Origin of the sequence: Jiangella sp. DSM 45060 (assembly GCF_900105175.1) — a bacterium.
Taxonomy (GTDB): Bacteria; Actinomycetota; Actinomycetes; order Jiangellales; family Jiangellaceae; genus Jiangella.
The window spans coordinates 4884683-4899425 of the sequence record NZ_LT629771.1 but is presented as its reverse complement, the minus strand read 5'-3'; the positions used below and the strand labels follow the sequence as shown (position 1 = coordinate 4899425).

Below are 14743 nucleotides of genomic sequence, written 5' to 3'. Positions count from 1 at the left end.
GGCCCATCAGTTCGCGTCGTGCCTTTCCTCGGGAGCCACCCGAGGTGTTCGATGCATCGGCTTGTCTGAACCGATGCCGGTCCAGGGAAGGACCCTGAGTGACTAATACCGAGATCCCCGGCGTCACCGCGACGCCGGATGCGTCGACTGACGCCACCGCGGCGAAGCGCCCCGCGCGCCGCCGCGCAGCCGGCCTCGAGGGCATGGTTCTGGCCGAGCTCCAGCAGCTCGCCGGCAGCCTCGGGCTGAAGGGCACGGGCCGCATGCGCAAGGGCGAGCTGGTCGCGGCCATCAAGGCGGCTCAGTCCGGCGGCTCGGCGCCGGCCGCTGCCGACACCCTCCCGGTCGAGACCGCGGCGCCCGCCGCCGCGCCGGCCGTCACCGACACCCCCGCGGCGCCCGCGGCCGAGGCCGCCGCGCCCGCCGCCGACGCGGCGCCCGCCCGCGGCCGCACCCGCCGCCGGGCCGAGCGGCCGCAGGCCGCCGCCGAGAACCGTCCCGACGAGGTCGTGGTCGTCGCGGACGCGCCCGCCGACCAGGCCCCGGCCACGCAGGCCCCGGCCGCCGAGGCGCCGGCCGCCGAGGCCCCCGCCACGGAGGCCCCGTCCACCGACGACGAGCCGGCCGAGCGCCGCTCCGAGCGGCAGGACAACCGGCGCAACCGCCAGGGCGGCCGCGACGGCGACCGTCAGAACGACCGTCAGGGCAACGAGCGCGGCGGCAACCGCGACCGCAACGACCGCGCCGACCGTCAGGACAACCGGCAGGACGCCGACGGCGGCCGCCAGGGCGGCGGCAACCGCGACGACTCCCAGGACGATGACGACGACCGCGGCCGCCGGCGTCGCCGTCGCGACCGCCGCGGCAGCAACCGCAACGACCGCAACGACCGCGACCGCGATCGCCGTGGTGGCGGCGGCCGCGAGCGCATCGAGGAGCCGACCGTCTCCGAGGACGACGTCCTCATCCCGGTCGCCGGCATCCTCGACATCCTCGACAACTACGCGTTCGTGCGCACGTCGGGCTACCTGCCCGGCCCGAACGACGTGTACGTGTCGCTGGCCATGGTCCGCCGCTACGGCCTGCGCAAGGGCGACGCCGTCACCGGCGCCGTCCGGCAGCCGCGCGAGGGCGAGAAGCAGCAGAAGTTCAACGCGCTGGTCCGCGTCGACACCATCAACGGCGCCGACCCCGAGGCGGCCAAGCAGCGCCCGGAGTTCTCCCGGCTGACGCCGCTGTACCCGCAGGACCGCCTGCGCCTCGAGACCGACGCCACGAACATGGCGACGCGCATCATCGACCTCATCGCCCCCATCGGCAAGGGTCAGCGCGGTCTCATCGTGTCGCCGCCGAAGGCCGGCAAGACGCTGATCATGCAGGCGCTGGCGCACGCGATCACGCAGAACAACCCCGAGACGCACCTCATGGTCGTGCTGGTCGACGAGCGGCCCGAGGAGGTCACCGACTTCCAGCGCACCGTCAAGGGCGAGGTCATCGCGTCGACCTTCGACCGCCCGCCGGTCGACCACACCATGGTCGCCGAGCTCGCCATCGAGCGGGCCAAGCGGCTGGTCGAGCTCGGCCACGACGTCGTCATCCTGCTCGACGGCATCACGCGTCTGGGCCGCGCCTACAACCTGGCGGCGCCGGCCAGCGGGCGCATCCTGTCCGGCGGCGTCGACTCCAGCGCGCTGTACCCGCCGAAGCGGTTCTTCGGCGCGGCGCGCAACATCGAGAACGGCGGCTCGCTGACCATCCTCGCCACCGCGCTGGTGGAGACCGGGTCCAAGATGGACGAGGTCATCTTCGAGGAGTTCAAGGGCACCGGCAACATGGAGCTGCGGCTGCGCCGCGACCTCGCCGACAAGCGCCTCTTCCCCGCCATCGACGTCGACGCGTCGAGCACTCGCCGCGAGGAGATCCTGGTCTCCCGCGAGGAGCTGGCCATCATGTGGCAGCTGCGCCGCGTGCTGTCCGCGCTCGACCCGCAGCAGGCCATCGAGCTGCTGCTCGACCGGCTCAAGAAGACCAAGAGCAACGCCGAGTTCATGCTCACGGTCCAGAAGACGACGCCGGCCGGCGGCGGGAACGGCTCCAAGGACGCCGACTGACCCGCCTCGCCTGCTGTCCCGCGCTGCCCCGATCGCTCGCCGAGCGGCCGGGGCAGCGCCGCATTTAGACCTCGGGTTTGCCGCCGGTTCGCCGCCGTGCGGCAGTTGGCCGCGGGCCGCCAGTTGGCCGCTTTGCGGCAGTTGGCCGTCCCCCTGCTGCCCATTTTCTTAGCCGCGCACGCGCGCCTCAAGTCCGCGCCGTTGTGGTCGGTGTTCGCTGTGGTCGGGGGCTTGGACTTGACCCGCACGCACGCGGCCTAAGAGCGGGCAGCTATCAGGGGGACGGGGGAAGTGCGGGCACAGCCCGCCCAGTGCACGGTTCGTCGCCAGCCGCCCCGGCCGCCAGCGCACTGCAGCCCGCTGCCTCCGCTGCGCCGTTGCCGGGGCGTGCAGGCGGCGGGTTGCCGTCTTCGATAGCGGGCGTTGCGTTCTGGGCGCTGGTGTGGGCCGATCGCGTGGTTCTGGCTATCGAAGTGGGCTCCGGGCGCGAACCGAGCCGACCTCAGGCCAGGTGGCAACCGGGCCGGTTTGGTCGCGACGGCCTGTACCTGGAATACTGATCTGCTGGCTCCGGTTCACGATGCGACGCCCCGTCGTGTCGACCCGGCGGCCCATGAGACGCCAGGAGTAACAGATGAAGTCCGACATCCACCCGGCTTACGTGGAGACCACGGTCACCTGCACCTGTGGCAACACGTTCACCACCCGCAGCACGGCGGCCAACGGCGTCATCCACGCCGACGTGTGCTCCGCCTGCCACCCGTTCTACACGGGCAAGCAGAAGATCCTCGACACCGGCGGCCGGGTGGCGCGCTTCGAGTCGCGGTACGGCAAGAAGAAGGCCGACGCCAAGTAGTTCTTCGTGGGCGGGGCGTGCGAGGTTCTCCTCGCACGCCCCGCCCCCTTTGTGCCCGCGTCCTCGGAAGGGAGCCGCCCCGTGTTCGAAGGTGTCGAGGCGCTGGTGTCCGAGCACGCCGAGCTCGAACAGCGCCTGGCCGACCCGTCGGTGCACGCAGACCCGTCGCTGGCCAAGCGGCTGAACCGGCGCTACGCCGAGCTGACGGCCATCGTCTCGGCGTACGGGGCGTGGCGGCAGGCCGGCGACGACCGCGCCGCGGCACTGGAGCTGGCCGCCGACGACTCCGCGTTCGCGGCCGAGGCGGCGGAGCTGGCGGCGAAACAGGACGAGCTCGCCGAGCGGCTGCGCATGCTGCTGCTCCCGCGCGACCCCAACGACGACCGCGACGCGATCCTGGAGATCAAGGCGGGCGAGGGCGGCGCCGAGTCGGCGCTGTTCGCCGGCGACCTCCTGCGCATGTACCTGCGCTTCGCCGAGCGGGCCGGCTGGAGCACCCAGGTGCTCGACGCCGAGGAGTCCGACCTCGGCGGCTACAAGGACGTCTCCGTCGCGGTGAAGGCGCGCGGCGCGGCCGAGCCCGGCACCGCGCCGTTCGCCCGGCTCAAGTACGAGGGCGGCGTCCACCGCGTCCAGCGGGTCCCCGTCACCGAGAGCCAGGGCCGCATCCACACCTCCGCCGCCGGGGTGCTGGTGCTGCCCGAGGCCGAGGACGAGGGCGAGGTCGAGATCAACCCCAACGACCTGCGCATCGACGTGTTCCGGTCGTCCGGCCCGGGCGGGCAGAGCGTCAACACCACCGACTCCGCGGTGCGCATCACCCATCTGCCCACCGGCATCGTCGTCTCCTGCCAGAACGAGAAGAGCCAGCTGCAGAACAAGGAGCAGGCCATGCGCATCCTGCGGGCCCGGCTGCTCGCGGCGGCGCAGGAGGAGGCCGAGCGCGAGGCGTCCGACGCGCGGCGCAGCCAGGTGCGCACCGTCGACCGCTCCGAACGGGTGCGCACGTACAACTTCCCGGAGAACCGCATCTCCGATCACCGCACCGGCTACAAGGCGTACAACCTCGACGTCGTGCTCGACGGCGAGCTCGGGCCGGTCGTGCAGTCGCTGGCCGACGCCGACGCCGAGGCGGCGCTGGCGGCCACCGCCGAGCGCGGTGACGGCGAGTGAGCACGGCGCCGCTGCTCGAACAGCTCCGCGACGCGGCCGGTGTGCTGGCCGCCGCCGAGGTGCCCTCGCCGCGGCACGACGCCGAGGTGCTGGCCGCGCACGTGCTCGGGGTCGAGCGCGGCGCGCTGCTGACCCAGCCCGACCCGGACGACTCCTTCGCACCGCGCTTCGACGAGCTGGTCCGCCGCCGCGCCGGGCGCGAGCCGTTGCAGCACCTCACCGGTGAGGCGCCGTTCCGGCACCTGATCCTGCAGGTCGGCCCCGGGGTGTTCATCCCGCGGCCGGAGACCGAGCTGACCGCCGGCGTCGCCGTCGACGAGGCGCGCGCGGTCGTCGCGGCCGGCCGGGTGCCGGTGGTCGTCGACCTGTTCTCCGGGTCCGGCGCCATCGCCGTCTCCGTCGCCACCGAGGTGCGCCCGGTCATGGTGCACGCCGTCGAGCGCGAGGACGACGCCGTCGCCTGGCTGCGCCGCAACGCCGCCGGCAACTCCGTCATCGTGCACCGCGACGACGTCGCGCTGGTGGCCGAGCGCAGCCTGTCGATGCTGCTCGGCCAGGTCGACGTCGTCGCCGCGAACCCGCCGTACATCCCGGCCGACGCCACCATCCGCGACCCCGAGGTGGCCGAGTACGACCCGCCGGCCGCCCTGTGGTCCGGCGCCGACGGCCTCGACGCCATGCGGGTGCTCGCCGACGTCGGCGCCCGGCTGCTGCGTCCCGGCGGGCTGCTGGTGGCCGAGCACGCCGACGTGCAGGGCGAGGCCGCCCCTGACGTGTTCCGCGCGCACGGCGGCTGGGCCGAGGTGGAGGATCACCTCGATCTCGCGGGCCGCCCGCGGTACGTCACCGCCCGGCGTGCGGGATGATGTCTGCGTGAGTCCGCTGTACGACTGCTCCGACGAGACCAAGCGGCAGCGCGGCGTCGCCGCCGCGGCCCGCGCCATCCGCAACGGCAAGCTCATCGTGCTGCCCACCGACACCGTCTACGGCATCGGCGCCGACGCCTTCACGCCTGACGCTGTGGCCGCGTTGTTGCAGGCCAAGGGGCGGGGCAGGGACATGCCGGTGCCGGTGCTGGTCGGCTCGCCGGCCACGCTGGGCGGTGTCGCGGTCACGGGCAAGACCATCGACGCACTGGTCGAGGCGTTCTGGCCGGGCGGGCTGACGCTGATCTGCCGCCAGCAGCCGTCGCTGCGGTGGGACCTCGGCGACACCGACGGAACGGTCGCGGTCCGGATGCCCGACCACGAGGTCGCCGTCGAGGTGCTGAAGACCACCGGCCCGCTGGCCGTCAGCAGCGCCAACCTCAGCGGCCGGCCGCCGGCCCGGTCGGCGGGGGAGGCCCGCGACCAGCTGGGCGACTCCGTCGCCGTCTACCTCGAGGCCGGCGACACCGAGAGCGACACGCCGTCGACCATCGTCGAGGTCTCGGGCGAGGTCCCGCGGGTGCTGCGGCAGGGGGCGCTCGGCCTCGCCGAGTTGCAGGCCGTCGTCCCCGAGCTGCAGGGCCCGGAAGACTAGGGGGCGCGTCCGCCGGTGCGCGAGTATCTTCTGACCTTCTTCATCGCGGCCTCGGTCACGTATCTGGTGGTGGGGCTGGCGGGCCGGTTCGCGTACTGGGTCGGCGCCGTCCCGCCCACCCGCGACCGCGACGTCCACCGCGAGCCGGTGCCGCGGCTGGGCGGCATCGCCATGCTGGCCGGCATGCTGGTCGCGATGCTGGTGGCCAGCTACCTGCCCCGCATGCGCGACGTGTTCACCGAGTCCAGCGACGCGTGGGCGCTGATCCTCGCGGCGGTCGTCATCTGCCTCATCGGCGTCGCCGACGACATCTGGGACCTCTCCGCGCTGGCCAAGTTCGCCGGCCAGGTGGTCGCCGCCGGCCTGCTGGTGGCCCTCGGCGTGCAGCTGGTCTGGCTGCCGCTGCCCGGCGGCACGTTCGTGCTCGACCAGACCCAGGGCGCCATCATGACGGTCGTGCTGGTGGTCGGCGCGTCCAACGCGGTGAACTTCGTCGACGGGCTCGACGGCCTGGCCGCCGGCGTGGTGGGCATCGGCGCCACGGCCTTCTTCTCCTACGCCTACCTGCTGTCCGTCGAGAACAACAACACGTCGTACATGACGACGTCGGCGCTGGTCTCGGTGGTCGTGGTGGGCATCTGCGCCGGGCTGCTGCCGCACAACGCGCACCCGGCGAAGATCTTCATGGGCGACTCCGGCGCCATGCTGATCGGCCTGCTGCTCGCGGCCGGCTCGATCAGCCTCACCGGCCGGCTGCCCAGCCAGGACGTCGACACCTCCAGCTTCCTGCTGACGCTGCTGCCGCTGGTGCTGCCGCTGGCGGTCATCCTGCTGCCGTTCCTCGACATGATGCTGGCCGTCGTCCGCCGCACCCGGGCCGGGAAGTCGCCGTTCGCGCCCGACAAGATGCACCTGCACCACCGGCTGCTGGAGATCGGCCACTCGCAGTGGCGCGCGGTCGCGATCATGTGGGTGTGGGCGGCCCTGGTCTCCGGTGGTCTGGTGGTCATCGCGCTCGTCGGCGGCTGGACCACCTACGTGCTGCTGGCGCTCGCCGTCGCCATCATGATCGCGTTCACGACCGGCCATCCGCGCCGCCTGTTGCGCCGCGGACACCCGTCCGCGGTGTGAGAAATGGCACGTCTGAGCAGGCAGGTAGGCTGATGGCGCCATGAATGCACCCGTCTCCCCGCCGCCGCGCCGGCGCAGCCCGGCCGCTGCCGCCAAGCCCGCCCTGCTGCTCACCACCGCCGCCGGCGTCGTCTGCGCCGTCACGGCCGCGGTCGCCTCCGGCAGCGCCGCGCTGTGGTCCGCCGTCGTCGCCGCGGTGCTGGTCATCGCGTTCTTCGCCAGCGGCGCGCTGCCCGTGCTGCTGGCCCGCTACCTGCCGGCCAGCGGCATGGCCGGCGCGGGCGTGCTGATCGTGACGTACAGCCTGCGGCTGGCCCTGATCTTCATCGGTCTCGGCGTTCTGACCAGCGTCGACGGCCTCGACGAGCGCGCGCTGGGGTTGTCGCTCATGGTCTGCGCGCTGGTCTACACGCTCACCTACGCGGTGACGATGTTCCGCGAGAACAACCGCGGCGCACGGCCCGCGGTGCCGTCCGGCGGCCCGGAATGACCTTCGACTCGACAGCGTTCCGGGCGCTTAGTGGGACCCGATTTCGTTACCGGCAAGGGCACCCAGTAGTATTCGAGGCGCCATGAGTCCGGACGGTCCCGACGACGTACGTCGGCAGGATCAGAACGGTGCGTGGGATGCCTTCGCACTGGTCGTGTCCGGAGTAGCAGTATGGGGTGGCGTCGGCTGGCTCGTCTCCGAGTGGCTCAACAGTCGCGTGTTCCTCGTACTGGGGCTCCTGGTAGGGATGGGCGCCGCTCTGTACCTCGTATGGGTCAGATACGGTAAGCCCTGACCTGGCCCTCCTCGTCGGGCGTGTCGCGAGCGCGCTGAAGAAAGGACCACGTGAGCACTCGGATCGTGGCCGAGTCGGGATTCCACAGTCCCGGGCCGGCCGACTTCGAATTCCCGCCGCTCTTCGGCGAGGGTACGTTCTTCACCAAGCCGATGCTCGTCATCGTGCTCGGCACCATCGCCGTCGGCGCCTTCTTCTACTTCGCCGCCCGGCGTAGCACGCTCGTTCCCGGCAAGCTGCAGTTCGCCGGCGAGTCGGTCTACGGATTCGTCCGCGACGGAATCGCACGCGACGCCATCGGCCGCGAGGGCATCAAGTACGTCCCGTATCTCGTGACGCTGTTCGGCTTCATCGCGGTGCTGAACATCTCGGGCATCATCCCGGTGCTCCAGCTGCCGGCCACCTCGAAGATCGCGATCCCGCTGTTCCTGGCGCTGATCTCGTGGGTCATCTACAACTACGTCGGCATCAAGCGGCAGGGCTTCGGCGGCTACTTCAAGAACATGATGTTCCCGCCCGGCGTGCCGAAGGCGATCTATCCGCTGCTGGCCCCGCTGGAGTTCTTCTCCACCTTCATCGTGCGGCCCTTCACGCTCACCCTTCGTCTTACGTTCAACATGTTCGCCGGACACCTCGTCCTGTTGCTGACGATTCTGGGTGGCGAATACCTGATCTTCGAATACCAGGGTCTGGTCGGTGTCGCGGCCGGCAGCGTGTCGATTCTGTTCAGCATCGTGCTGACTTTCTTCGAGGCTTTCGTCCAGATTCTCCAGGCGTACGTTTTCGTCCTGCTCTCCGCCATCTACATCGGCGGCGCTCTGTCCCACGAGCACTGAGCTTTCACAAAAGAGGAAAGGAACAAAAGATGGACGGCTCGCTCAACATGGTCGGTCTCGGCCTCGCGGCCATCGGCCCGGGCGTCGGCATCGGCCTGATCTTTGCCGCCTACATCAACGGTGTGGCCCGCCAGCCGGAGGCGCGTAGCGTCCTCCAGGGCATCGCGATCCTCGGCTTCGCGCTCGCCGAGGCGCTGTTCATCATCGCCATCGGCCTCGCGTTCGCCATCTGATCATGGCTCTCTCGATGGCACCGATCGCGGTGATCGCGGCGGAGGACGGCCCCGACCCGCTGATGCCGCACACCTCCGAGCTGATCGTCGGTCTGGTCGCCTTCGCTCTGCTGTTCTTCTTCCTTCGTGCGAAGGTCTACCCGATCTTCGAGAAGACCTACGCCGAGCGCGCCGCCGCCATCCAGGGCGGCGCGGCGAAGGCCGAGGAGGCGCAGGCCGAGGCCCAGCGCCTGCTCGAGGAGTACCGCGCCCAGCTGGCCGACGCCCGCAGCGAGGCGGCTCGCATCCGCGAGGACGCCAAGCAGCAGGGGGCGGCCATCGTGGCGCAGGCGCGCGAGGACGCCGAGACCGAGGCCAAGCGGGTCGCCGCCCGCGCCGAGGCGCAGCTGCAGGCCGAGCGCGAGCAGGTGCTCCGGGAGCTGCGCGGCGAGGTCGGCACGCTGGCGACGACGCTGGCCGGCAAGGTGGTCGGTGAGTCGCTGCAGGACGACGACCGCTCCCGCCGGGTCGTCGAGCGGTTCCTGGCCGACCTCGAGACCGCTCAGGCCTCCGACGCGGCCAAGCCGGCCGCAGGGGACGCGTGAGCATGCCTGACACCAACCTCGGCGAGAGCCACGGCGAGCTGCGGCTGCGGTTCGAGAGCATCGTCGACGCCGCGGCCGGCCGGGCGCCGGCGGTGGGCGACGCGCTGTTCGCGTTCGCGAACCTGCTCGACTCGCGCCCGTCGGTGCGCCGCGCGCTCACCGACACCGGCCGGACGCCGGACGACCGGGAGACGCTGCTGCGCCGCCTGGCCGGCGACCGCGTCGAGCCGGCCGCGACGGACGTCCTGGCGGCGGCCGTCCGGGAGCGCTGGGCGAACCCGGGCGAGCTCACCGCCGCGGTCGAGGAGTTCGGCCTGCAGGCCGTGCTGCTGGGCGCCCGGTCGGCCGGCCGCCTCGACGCCGTCGAGGAGGAGATCTTCCGGTTCGGGCTGGTCGTGCGCGACAACCGCGACCTCCGCTCGGCACTGATCGACCGCGCTGCTCCCGCTGACGCACGGCGGCAGCTGGTGCGCACGCTGCTGCAGGACAAGGCGGCGCCCGAGACCGTCGCGCTGCTCGAGCACGCGGTCCTGGACCGCCGGGCGCGTAGCCTGGAAGCGGAGCTGGCCCGCGTCGCGGACTTCGCCGCGCGGCTGCGTCAGCGCCGGGTGGCCGTGGTGCACGTCGCCGCCCCGCTCGCCGTCGAACACCGCGAGCGGCTGGAACGGGCACTGGCGGTCCGCGCGGGCGGCCCGGTCCTGCTGAACGTCGTCGTCGAGCCTGACGTCGTCGGCGGCATCAGGGTCGAGCTCGGCGACGAGGTCGTCGACGGCACCGTCACCAGCCGCTTGGACGCCGCCCGCCGTCAGCTCGTGGTGAGCTGACCGGCACCACCCAGACTTGAGACCACCGTTCGAGAGCGAGAGAGCAGGAGCAACGATGGCGGAGCTGACTATCCGTCCCGAGGAGATTCGCGAGGCGCTCGACGCCTTCGTCGAGTCCTACCAGCCGGCGGCCGCCGTCCGCGAAGAGGTCGGCCACGTCACCATCGCCGGTGACGGCATCGCCCGGGTCGAGGGCCTGCCGTCGGCCATGGCGAACGAGCTGCTGGAGTTCGAGGACGGGACCCTCGGGCTGGCTCTGAACCTGGACGTGCGCGAGATCGGCGTCGTCGTGCTCGGCGACTACGCCGGCATCGAGGAGGGGCAGACGGTCCGCCGCACCGGCGAGGTGCTGTCGGTGCCGGTCGGCGACGCCTTCCTCGGGCGCGTGGTCGACCCCCTGGGCGCTCCGCTCGACGGCCTGGGCGAGATCAAGGCCGAGGGCCGCCGCGCCCTGGAGCTGCAGGCACCGACCGTCGTCCAGCGGCAGAAGGTCGCCGAGCCGCTGCAGACCGGCATCAAGGCCATCGACGCCATGACACCGATCGGCCGCGGCCAGCGCCAGTTGATCATCGGCGACCGGCAGACCGGCAAGACCACGGTCGCCGTCGACACCATCCTCAACCAGCTCGACAACTGGAAGAGCGGCGACAAGAAGAAGCAGGTCCGCTGCATCTACGTCGCCACCGGCCAGAAGGGCTCGACCATCGCGGGCATCCGGCAGCAGCTGGACGAGGCCGGCGCGCTCGAGTACACCACCATCGTGGCCTCGCCGGCGTCCGACGCCGCCGGATTCAAGTACCTGTCGCCCTACACCGGCTCGGCCATCGGCCAGCACTGGATGTACCAGGGCTACCACGTCCTCATCGTCTTCGACGACCTGTCGAAGCAGGCCGAGGCGTACCGCGCGGTGTCGCTGCTGCTGCGCCGCCCACCGGGCCGCGAGGCGTACCCCGGCGACGTCTTCTACCTGCACTCGCGGCTGCTCGAGCGCTGCGCGAAGCTCTCCGACGACCTCGGCGGCGGCTCGATGACCGGCCTGCCGATCATCGAGACCAAGGCCAACGACGTGTCGGCGTTCATCCCGACCAACGTCATCTCGATCACCGACGGCCAGTGCTTCCTCGAGTCGGACCTGTTCCACTCGGGTGTCCGCCCGGCCATCAACGTCGGTATCTCAGTCTCCCGCGTCGGTGGTGACGCGCAGATCAAGGCGATGAAGAGCGTCGCAGGCACGCTGCGCCTCGACCTCGCCCAGTACAACGAGCTCAAGGCGTTCGCGGCGTTCGCGTCCGACCTCGACCCCACCAGCAAGGCGCAGCTGAACCGCGGCGAGCGGCTCACCGAGCTGCTCAAGCAGCCGCAGTCGGCGCCGCTGTCGGTCGGCCGCGAGGTCGTCTCGATCTGGTCGGGCACCACCGGCAAGCTCGACGACGTCCCGGTCGAGGACATCCGCCGGTTCGAGGGCGAGTTCCTCGACACTGTCGTCCGCGAGCACGGCGCGGTCCTGGAGAACATCGAGTCCAGCGGCAAGCTGTCCGACGACGACATCAAGACGCTCGAGCAGGCGGTCGACGACTTCAAGCAGACGTACGTCACCGTCTCCGGCCAGCCGCTGGTCAAGGACGAGCCGGTCCATGCTCTGGGCGAGGGCGAGGAGGACCTGACGGTGCTGCGCCGGCGCAAGCGCGACGCGCAGGACATCCAGGAGGCCGCTCGTCCCGACGCGGGCGAGTGACCGTGACCGTCATGTCGTACCGAGGCCCTGAAGGGAGGTCGCACGCGTAATGGGAGCTCAAATTCGCGAGCTGCGGCAGCGCATCCGCTCCGTCGAGTCGATCAAGAAGATCACCCGCGCCCAGGAACTCATCGCGACCTCGCGGATCGCGCGGGCCCAGCAGTACGCCGAGGCCGCGCGGCCTTACAGCCAGGCGCTGGTGCGGGCCATGGAGGCTGCGGCCGAGCGCGCCCGCCTCGACAACCCGCTGCTCGAGGGCGTCGAGCAGCCGCGCCGTTCGGCCATTCTCGTGGTCAGCAGCGACGGCGGCTTCGCCGGCGCCTACTCCGCCAACGTCATCCGGCAGAGCGAGGCGCTGGCCGGCCTGCTGCGCGAGCAGGGCCAGGAGACCGTGCCCTACGTCGTCGGCCGCAAAGGCGTCAGCTGGTTCACATTCCGCGGCCGCGAACTCGGCGGCCAGTACGCGGGCTTCACCGGCCGGCCGTCCTACGCCGACGCCCGGCGCATCGCCGACGACCTCCTCGATGCCATCAACACGCCCACCGACGAGGGCGGCGTCGACGAGATCCACATCGTGTCGACGCACTTCCGCAACATGGTCACGCAGGAGGTGCGGGCCCGGCGGCTGTTCCCGATCATGGTCGAGGACGTCCCCGACGACCTCCACCACGCCGAGGCCGGCGCGGCGCGCACGGACAACGCCGGCGCCGGCTCGGGCAACGGGCGCCCGGCGCGCGGCGACGTGCTGCCGCTCTACGAGTTCGAGCCGTCGGCCGACGAGGTGCTCGACGCGCTGCTCCCGCAGTACGCCGGCAACCTCGTCTACACGGCGCTGCTCGACGCGGCCGCGTCGGAGTGGGCGGCCCGGCGCCGGGCCATGAAGAACGCCACGGACAACGCCGGTGAGCTGCAGGAGACGCTCACCCGTCAGTCCAACTCGGCTCGCCAGGCCGAGATCACCCAGGAAATCAGTGAGATCGTCGGCGGCGCGGACGCGCTGGCGGCCGCAGGGAGCGAGTAATCATGACTGCCACGGTTGAAGAGACCGCCGTCGCCACCGGCCGGGTGGTCCGGGTCATCGGGCCCGTCGTCGACGTCGAGTTCGGCGGCGGCCACATGCCCGGCATCTACAACGCGCTCGAGGTCGACGTGAAGCTGGCCGACGAGGCCGGCGGCGACCGCACGCTGACGCTCGAGGTCGAGCAGCACATCGGCGACGGCCTGGTCAAGGCCATCTCCATGCAGCCGACCGACGGCCTCACCCGCGGCGCGGTCGTCCGCGACACCGGCAAGGGCATCTCGGTGCCGGTCGGCGACGGCGTCAAGGGCCACGTGTTCAACGCCCTCGGCAAGCCGCTCGACACCGACGAGTCGAAGATCGAGGTCAGCGAGCGCTGGGAGATCCACCGCGACCCGCCTCCGTTCGCCGACCTCGAGGGCAGCACGCAGATGCTCGAGACCGGCATCAAGGTCCTCGACCTGCTGAGCCCGTACATCCAGGGCGGGAAGATCGGCCTGTTCGGCGGTGCCGGTGTCGGCAAGACGGTGCTCATCCAGGAGATGATCACCCGTGTCGCCCGGAACTTCGGTGGCACCTCGGTGTTCGCCGGCGTCGGCGAGCGCACCCGCGAGGGCAACGACCTCTGGGTCGAGATGGGCGAGGCCAACGTCCTCAAGGACACCGCGCTGGTGTTCGGCCAGATGGACGAGCCGCCGGGCACCCGCATGCGGGTCGCGCTGTCGGCGCTGACCATGGCCGAGTACTTCCGCGACGTCCAGAAGCAGGACGTGCTGCTGTTCATCGACAACATCTTCCGGTTCACCCAGGCCGGCTCCGAGGTCTCCACGCTGCTGGGCCGCATGCCCTCGGCCGTCGGCTACCAGCCGACGCTGGCCGACGAGATGGGCGAGCTGCAGGAGCGCATCACCTCGACGCGTGGTCACTCCATCACGTCGATGCAGGCCATCTACGTCCCGGCCGACGACATCACCGACCCCGCGCCGCACACGGCGTTCGCGCACCTCGACGCCCGGACGGTGCTGTCGCGGCCCATCTCGCAGCTGGGCATCTACCCGGCCGTCGACCCGCTCGACTCCTCGAGCCGGATTCTCGACGCCGCGTACCTCGGCGAGGACCACTACCGCATCGCCACCCGGGTGAAGGAGATCCTGCAGAAATACAAGGAGCTGCAGGACATCATCGCCATCCTCGGTGTCGACGAGCTGACCGAAGAGGACCGCGTCACCGTCAACCGGGCGCGGCGCCTGCAGCGGTTCCTGTCGCAGAACATGTTCGTGGCCGAGTCGTTCACCGGCCAGCCGGGCGTGTTCGTCCCGCTGTCGGAGTCGCTCGAGTCGTTCGACGCCATCACCAAGGGCGAGTACGACCACCTGCCCGAGCAGGCGTTCAGCTACGTCGGCAACATCGAGGACGCCGAGAAGAAGGCGCGCGAGCTCGCCTCCTGAGAGGCTGACATTCCGCGTTGACCGGCAGGGAGTCGCCCCCGTACGGGTGGCGGCTCCCTGCCGGTCCCGGGGAGGAAGGGAAAGATCGTGGCCGAAGATCTGAACGTCGAGGTGGTCGCCGCCGACCGCAAGGTGTGGTCCGGCGCGGCTTCGATCGTCATCGCGCGCACGCCCGAGGGTGAGATCGGCATCATGCCCGGTCACGAGCCCGTACTCGGCCTGCTGGTGGCCGGCCCGGTGACGGTGCGCTCGACCGGCGGCGAGGCCGTCGTGGTGGCGGTGTCCGGCGGGTTCCTGTCGGTGTCCGAGAACCACATCGCGATCCTCGCAGAGCAGGCCGAACTGGCCGACGAGATCGACGTCGCCGCAGCTCAGGCCGATCTGGACGCGCTCGGTGAGGACGGCGACGGCGCGAGCCGATGGGCGCAGGCCAGGCTCGACGTCGCGGCGAGCCGGTAGATCTGAGAGCATCGGTATCACGCTCGGGG

15 protein-coding genes are annotated in these 14743 nt (G+C 71.3%); all 15 read left to right on the top strand.

Annotated elements, in window-relative coordinates; all coding sequences use genetic code 11:
* The first annotated feature begins 98 nt into the window (after positions 1-98).
* Positions 99-2111 carry a transcription termination factor Rho gene (rho, locus tag BLU82_RS21735; protein WP_092623148.1) on the top strand — a complete coding sequence of 671 codons (2013 nt, stop codon included), beginning with the start codon at positions 99-101 and terminating at the stop codon, positions 2109-2111.
* Between the two features lie 634 nt (positions 2112-2745).
* Positions 2746-2967 carry a 50S ribosomal protein L31 gene (rpmE, locus tag BLU82_RS21730; RefSeq protein WP_092623147.1) on the top strand — a complete coding sequence of 74 codons (222 nt, stop codon included), beginning with the start codon at positions 2746-2748 and terminating at the stop codon, positions 2965-2967.
* 81 nt (positions 2968-3048) lie between these two features.
* Positions 3049-4140 (top strand): peptide chain release factor 1, encoded by a 1092-nt coding sequence (gene prfA, locus BLU82_RS21725; RefSeq protein WP_092623146.1) that lies wholly within the window; start codon positions 3049-3051, stop codon positions 4138-4140.
* Positions 4137-5006 (top strand): peptide chain release factor N(5)-glutamine methyltransferase, encoded by an 870-nt coding sequence (prmC, locus tag BLU82_RS21720; protein WP_231947548.1) that lies wholly within the window; start codon positions 4137-4139, stop codon positions 5004-5006. The genes prfA and prmC overlap by 4 nt, the downstream gene beginning before the upstream one ends.
* A gap of 7 nt (positions 5007-5013) precedes the next feature.
* A complete protein-coding gene (locus BLU82_RS21715; RefSeq protein WP_092623145.1) occupies positions 5014-5661 on the top strand; it encodes an L-threonylcarbamoyladenylate synthase in 648 nt (215 codons plus the stop codon).
* A gap of 15 nt (positions 5662-5676) precedes the next feature.
* Positions 5677-6792, top strand: a complete 1116-nt coding sequence (locus BLU82_RS21710) for a glycosyltransferase family 4 protein (protein ID WP_092623144.1) — start codon at positions 5677-5679, stop codon at positions 6790-6792.
* A 40-nt stretch (positions 6793-6832) separates the two neighbouring features.
* Positions 6833-7282 carry a hypothetical protein gene (locus tag BLU82_RS21705; RefSeq protein WP_092623143.1) on the top strand — a complete coding sequence of 150 codons (450 nt, stop codon included), beginning with the start codon at positions 6833-6835 and terminating at the stop codon, positions 7280-7282.
* Between the two features lie 345 nt (positions 7283-7627).
* Entirely contained in the window at positions 7628-8413 is a 786-nt protein-coding gene (gene atpB / locus BLU82_RS21695; RefSeq protein WP_069112207.1) for a F0F1 ATP synthase subunit A, read from the top strand.
* Between the two features lie 29 nt (positions 8414-8442).
* A complete protein-coding gene (atpE, locus tag BLU82_RS21690) occupies positions 8443-8646 on the top strand; it encodes an ATP synthase F0 subunit C (protein WP_069112206.1) in 204 nt (67 codons plus the stop codon).
* 14 nt (positions 8647-8660) lie between these two features.
* A complete protein-coding gene (locus BLU82_RS21685; protein ID WP_092626116.1) occupies positions 8661-9230 on the top strand; it encodes a F0F1 ATP synthase subunit B in 570 nt (189 codons plus the stop codon).
* Between the two features lie 2 nt (positions 9231-9232).
* Complete coding sequence (locus BLU82_RS21680) at positions 9233-10054, top strand: F0F1 ATP synthase subunit delta (RefSeq protein ID WP_092623141.1); 822 nt, start codon at positions 9233-9235, stop codon at positions 10052-10054.
* A 55-nt stretch (positions 10055-10109) separates the two neighbouring features.
* Positions 10110-11789 (top strand): F0F1 ATP synthase subunit alpha, encoded by a 1680-nt coding sequence (gene atpA / locus BLU82_RS21675; RefSeq protein WP_092623140.1) that lies wholly within the window; start codon positions 10110-10112, stop codon positions 11787-11789.
* Positions 11790-11838: 49 nt separating this feature from the next.
* Positions 11839-12810, top strand: coding sequence for a F0F1 ATP synthase subunit gamma (locus BLU82_RS21670; RefSeq protein ID WP_092623139.1), 972 nt, complete (start codon positions 11839-11841; stop codon positions 12808-12810).
* A gap of 2 nt (positions 12811-12812) precedes the next feature.
* Positions 12813-14255 carry a F0F1 ATP synthase subunit beta gene (gene atpD, locus BLU82_RS21665; protein ID WP_092623138.1) on the top strand — a complete coding sequence of 481 codons (1443 nt, stop codon included), beginning with the start codon at positions 12813-12815 and terminating at the stop codon, positions 14253-14255.
* A gap of 87 nt (positions 14256-14342) precedes the next feature.
* Positions 14343-14714, top strand: a complete 372-nt coding sequence (locus tag BLU82_RS21660) for a F0F1 ATP synthase subunit epsilon (RefSeq protein ID WP_092623137.1) — start codon at positions 14343-14345, stop codon at positions 14712-14714.
* Positions 14715-14743 lie beyond the last annotated feature (29 nt).

What these genes read in the sequence shown, in the direction of transcription:
- rpmE (WP_092623147.1), top strand. Translation starts at nt 2,746, where the DNA reads ATGAAGTCCGACATCCACCCGGCTTACGTGGAGACCACGGTCACCTGC.
- BLU82_RS21705 (WP_092623143.1), top strand. Translation starts at nt 6,833, where the DNA reads ATGAATGCACCCGTCTCCCCGCCGCCGCGCCGGCGCAGCCCGGCCGCT.
- atpE (WP_069112206.1), top strand. Translation starts at nt 8,443, where the DNA reads ATGGACGGCTCGCTCAACATGGTCGGTCTCGGCCTCGCGGCCATCGGC.
- BLU82_RS21685 (WP_092626116.1), top strand. Translation starts at nt 8,661, where the DNA reads ATGGCACCGATCGCGGTGATCGCGGCGGAGGACGGCCCCGACCCGCTG.
- BLU82_RS21680 (WP_092623141.1), top strand. Translation starts at nt 9,233, where the DNA reads ATGCCTGACACCAACCTCGGCGAGAGCCACGGCGAGCTGCGGCTGCGG.
- atpA (WP_092623140.1), top strand. Translation starts at nt 10,110, where the DNA reads ATGGCGGAGCTGACTATCCGTCCCGAGGAGATTCGCGAGGCGCTCGAC.
- BLU82_RS21670 (WP_092623139.1), top strand. Translation starts at nt 11,839, where the DNA reads ATGGGAGCTCAAATTCGCGAGCTGCGGCAGCGCATCCGCTCCGTCGAG.
- atpD (WP_092623138.1), top strand. Translation starts at nt 12,813, where the DNA reads ATGACTGCCACGGTTGAAGAGACCGCCGTCGCCACCGGCCGGGTGGTC.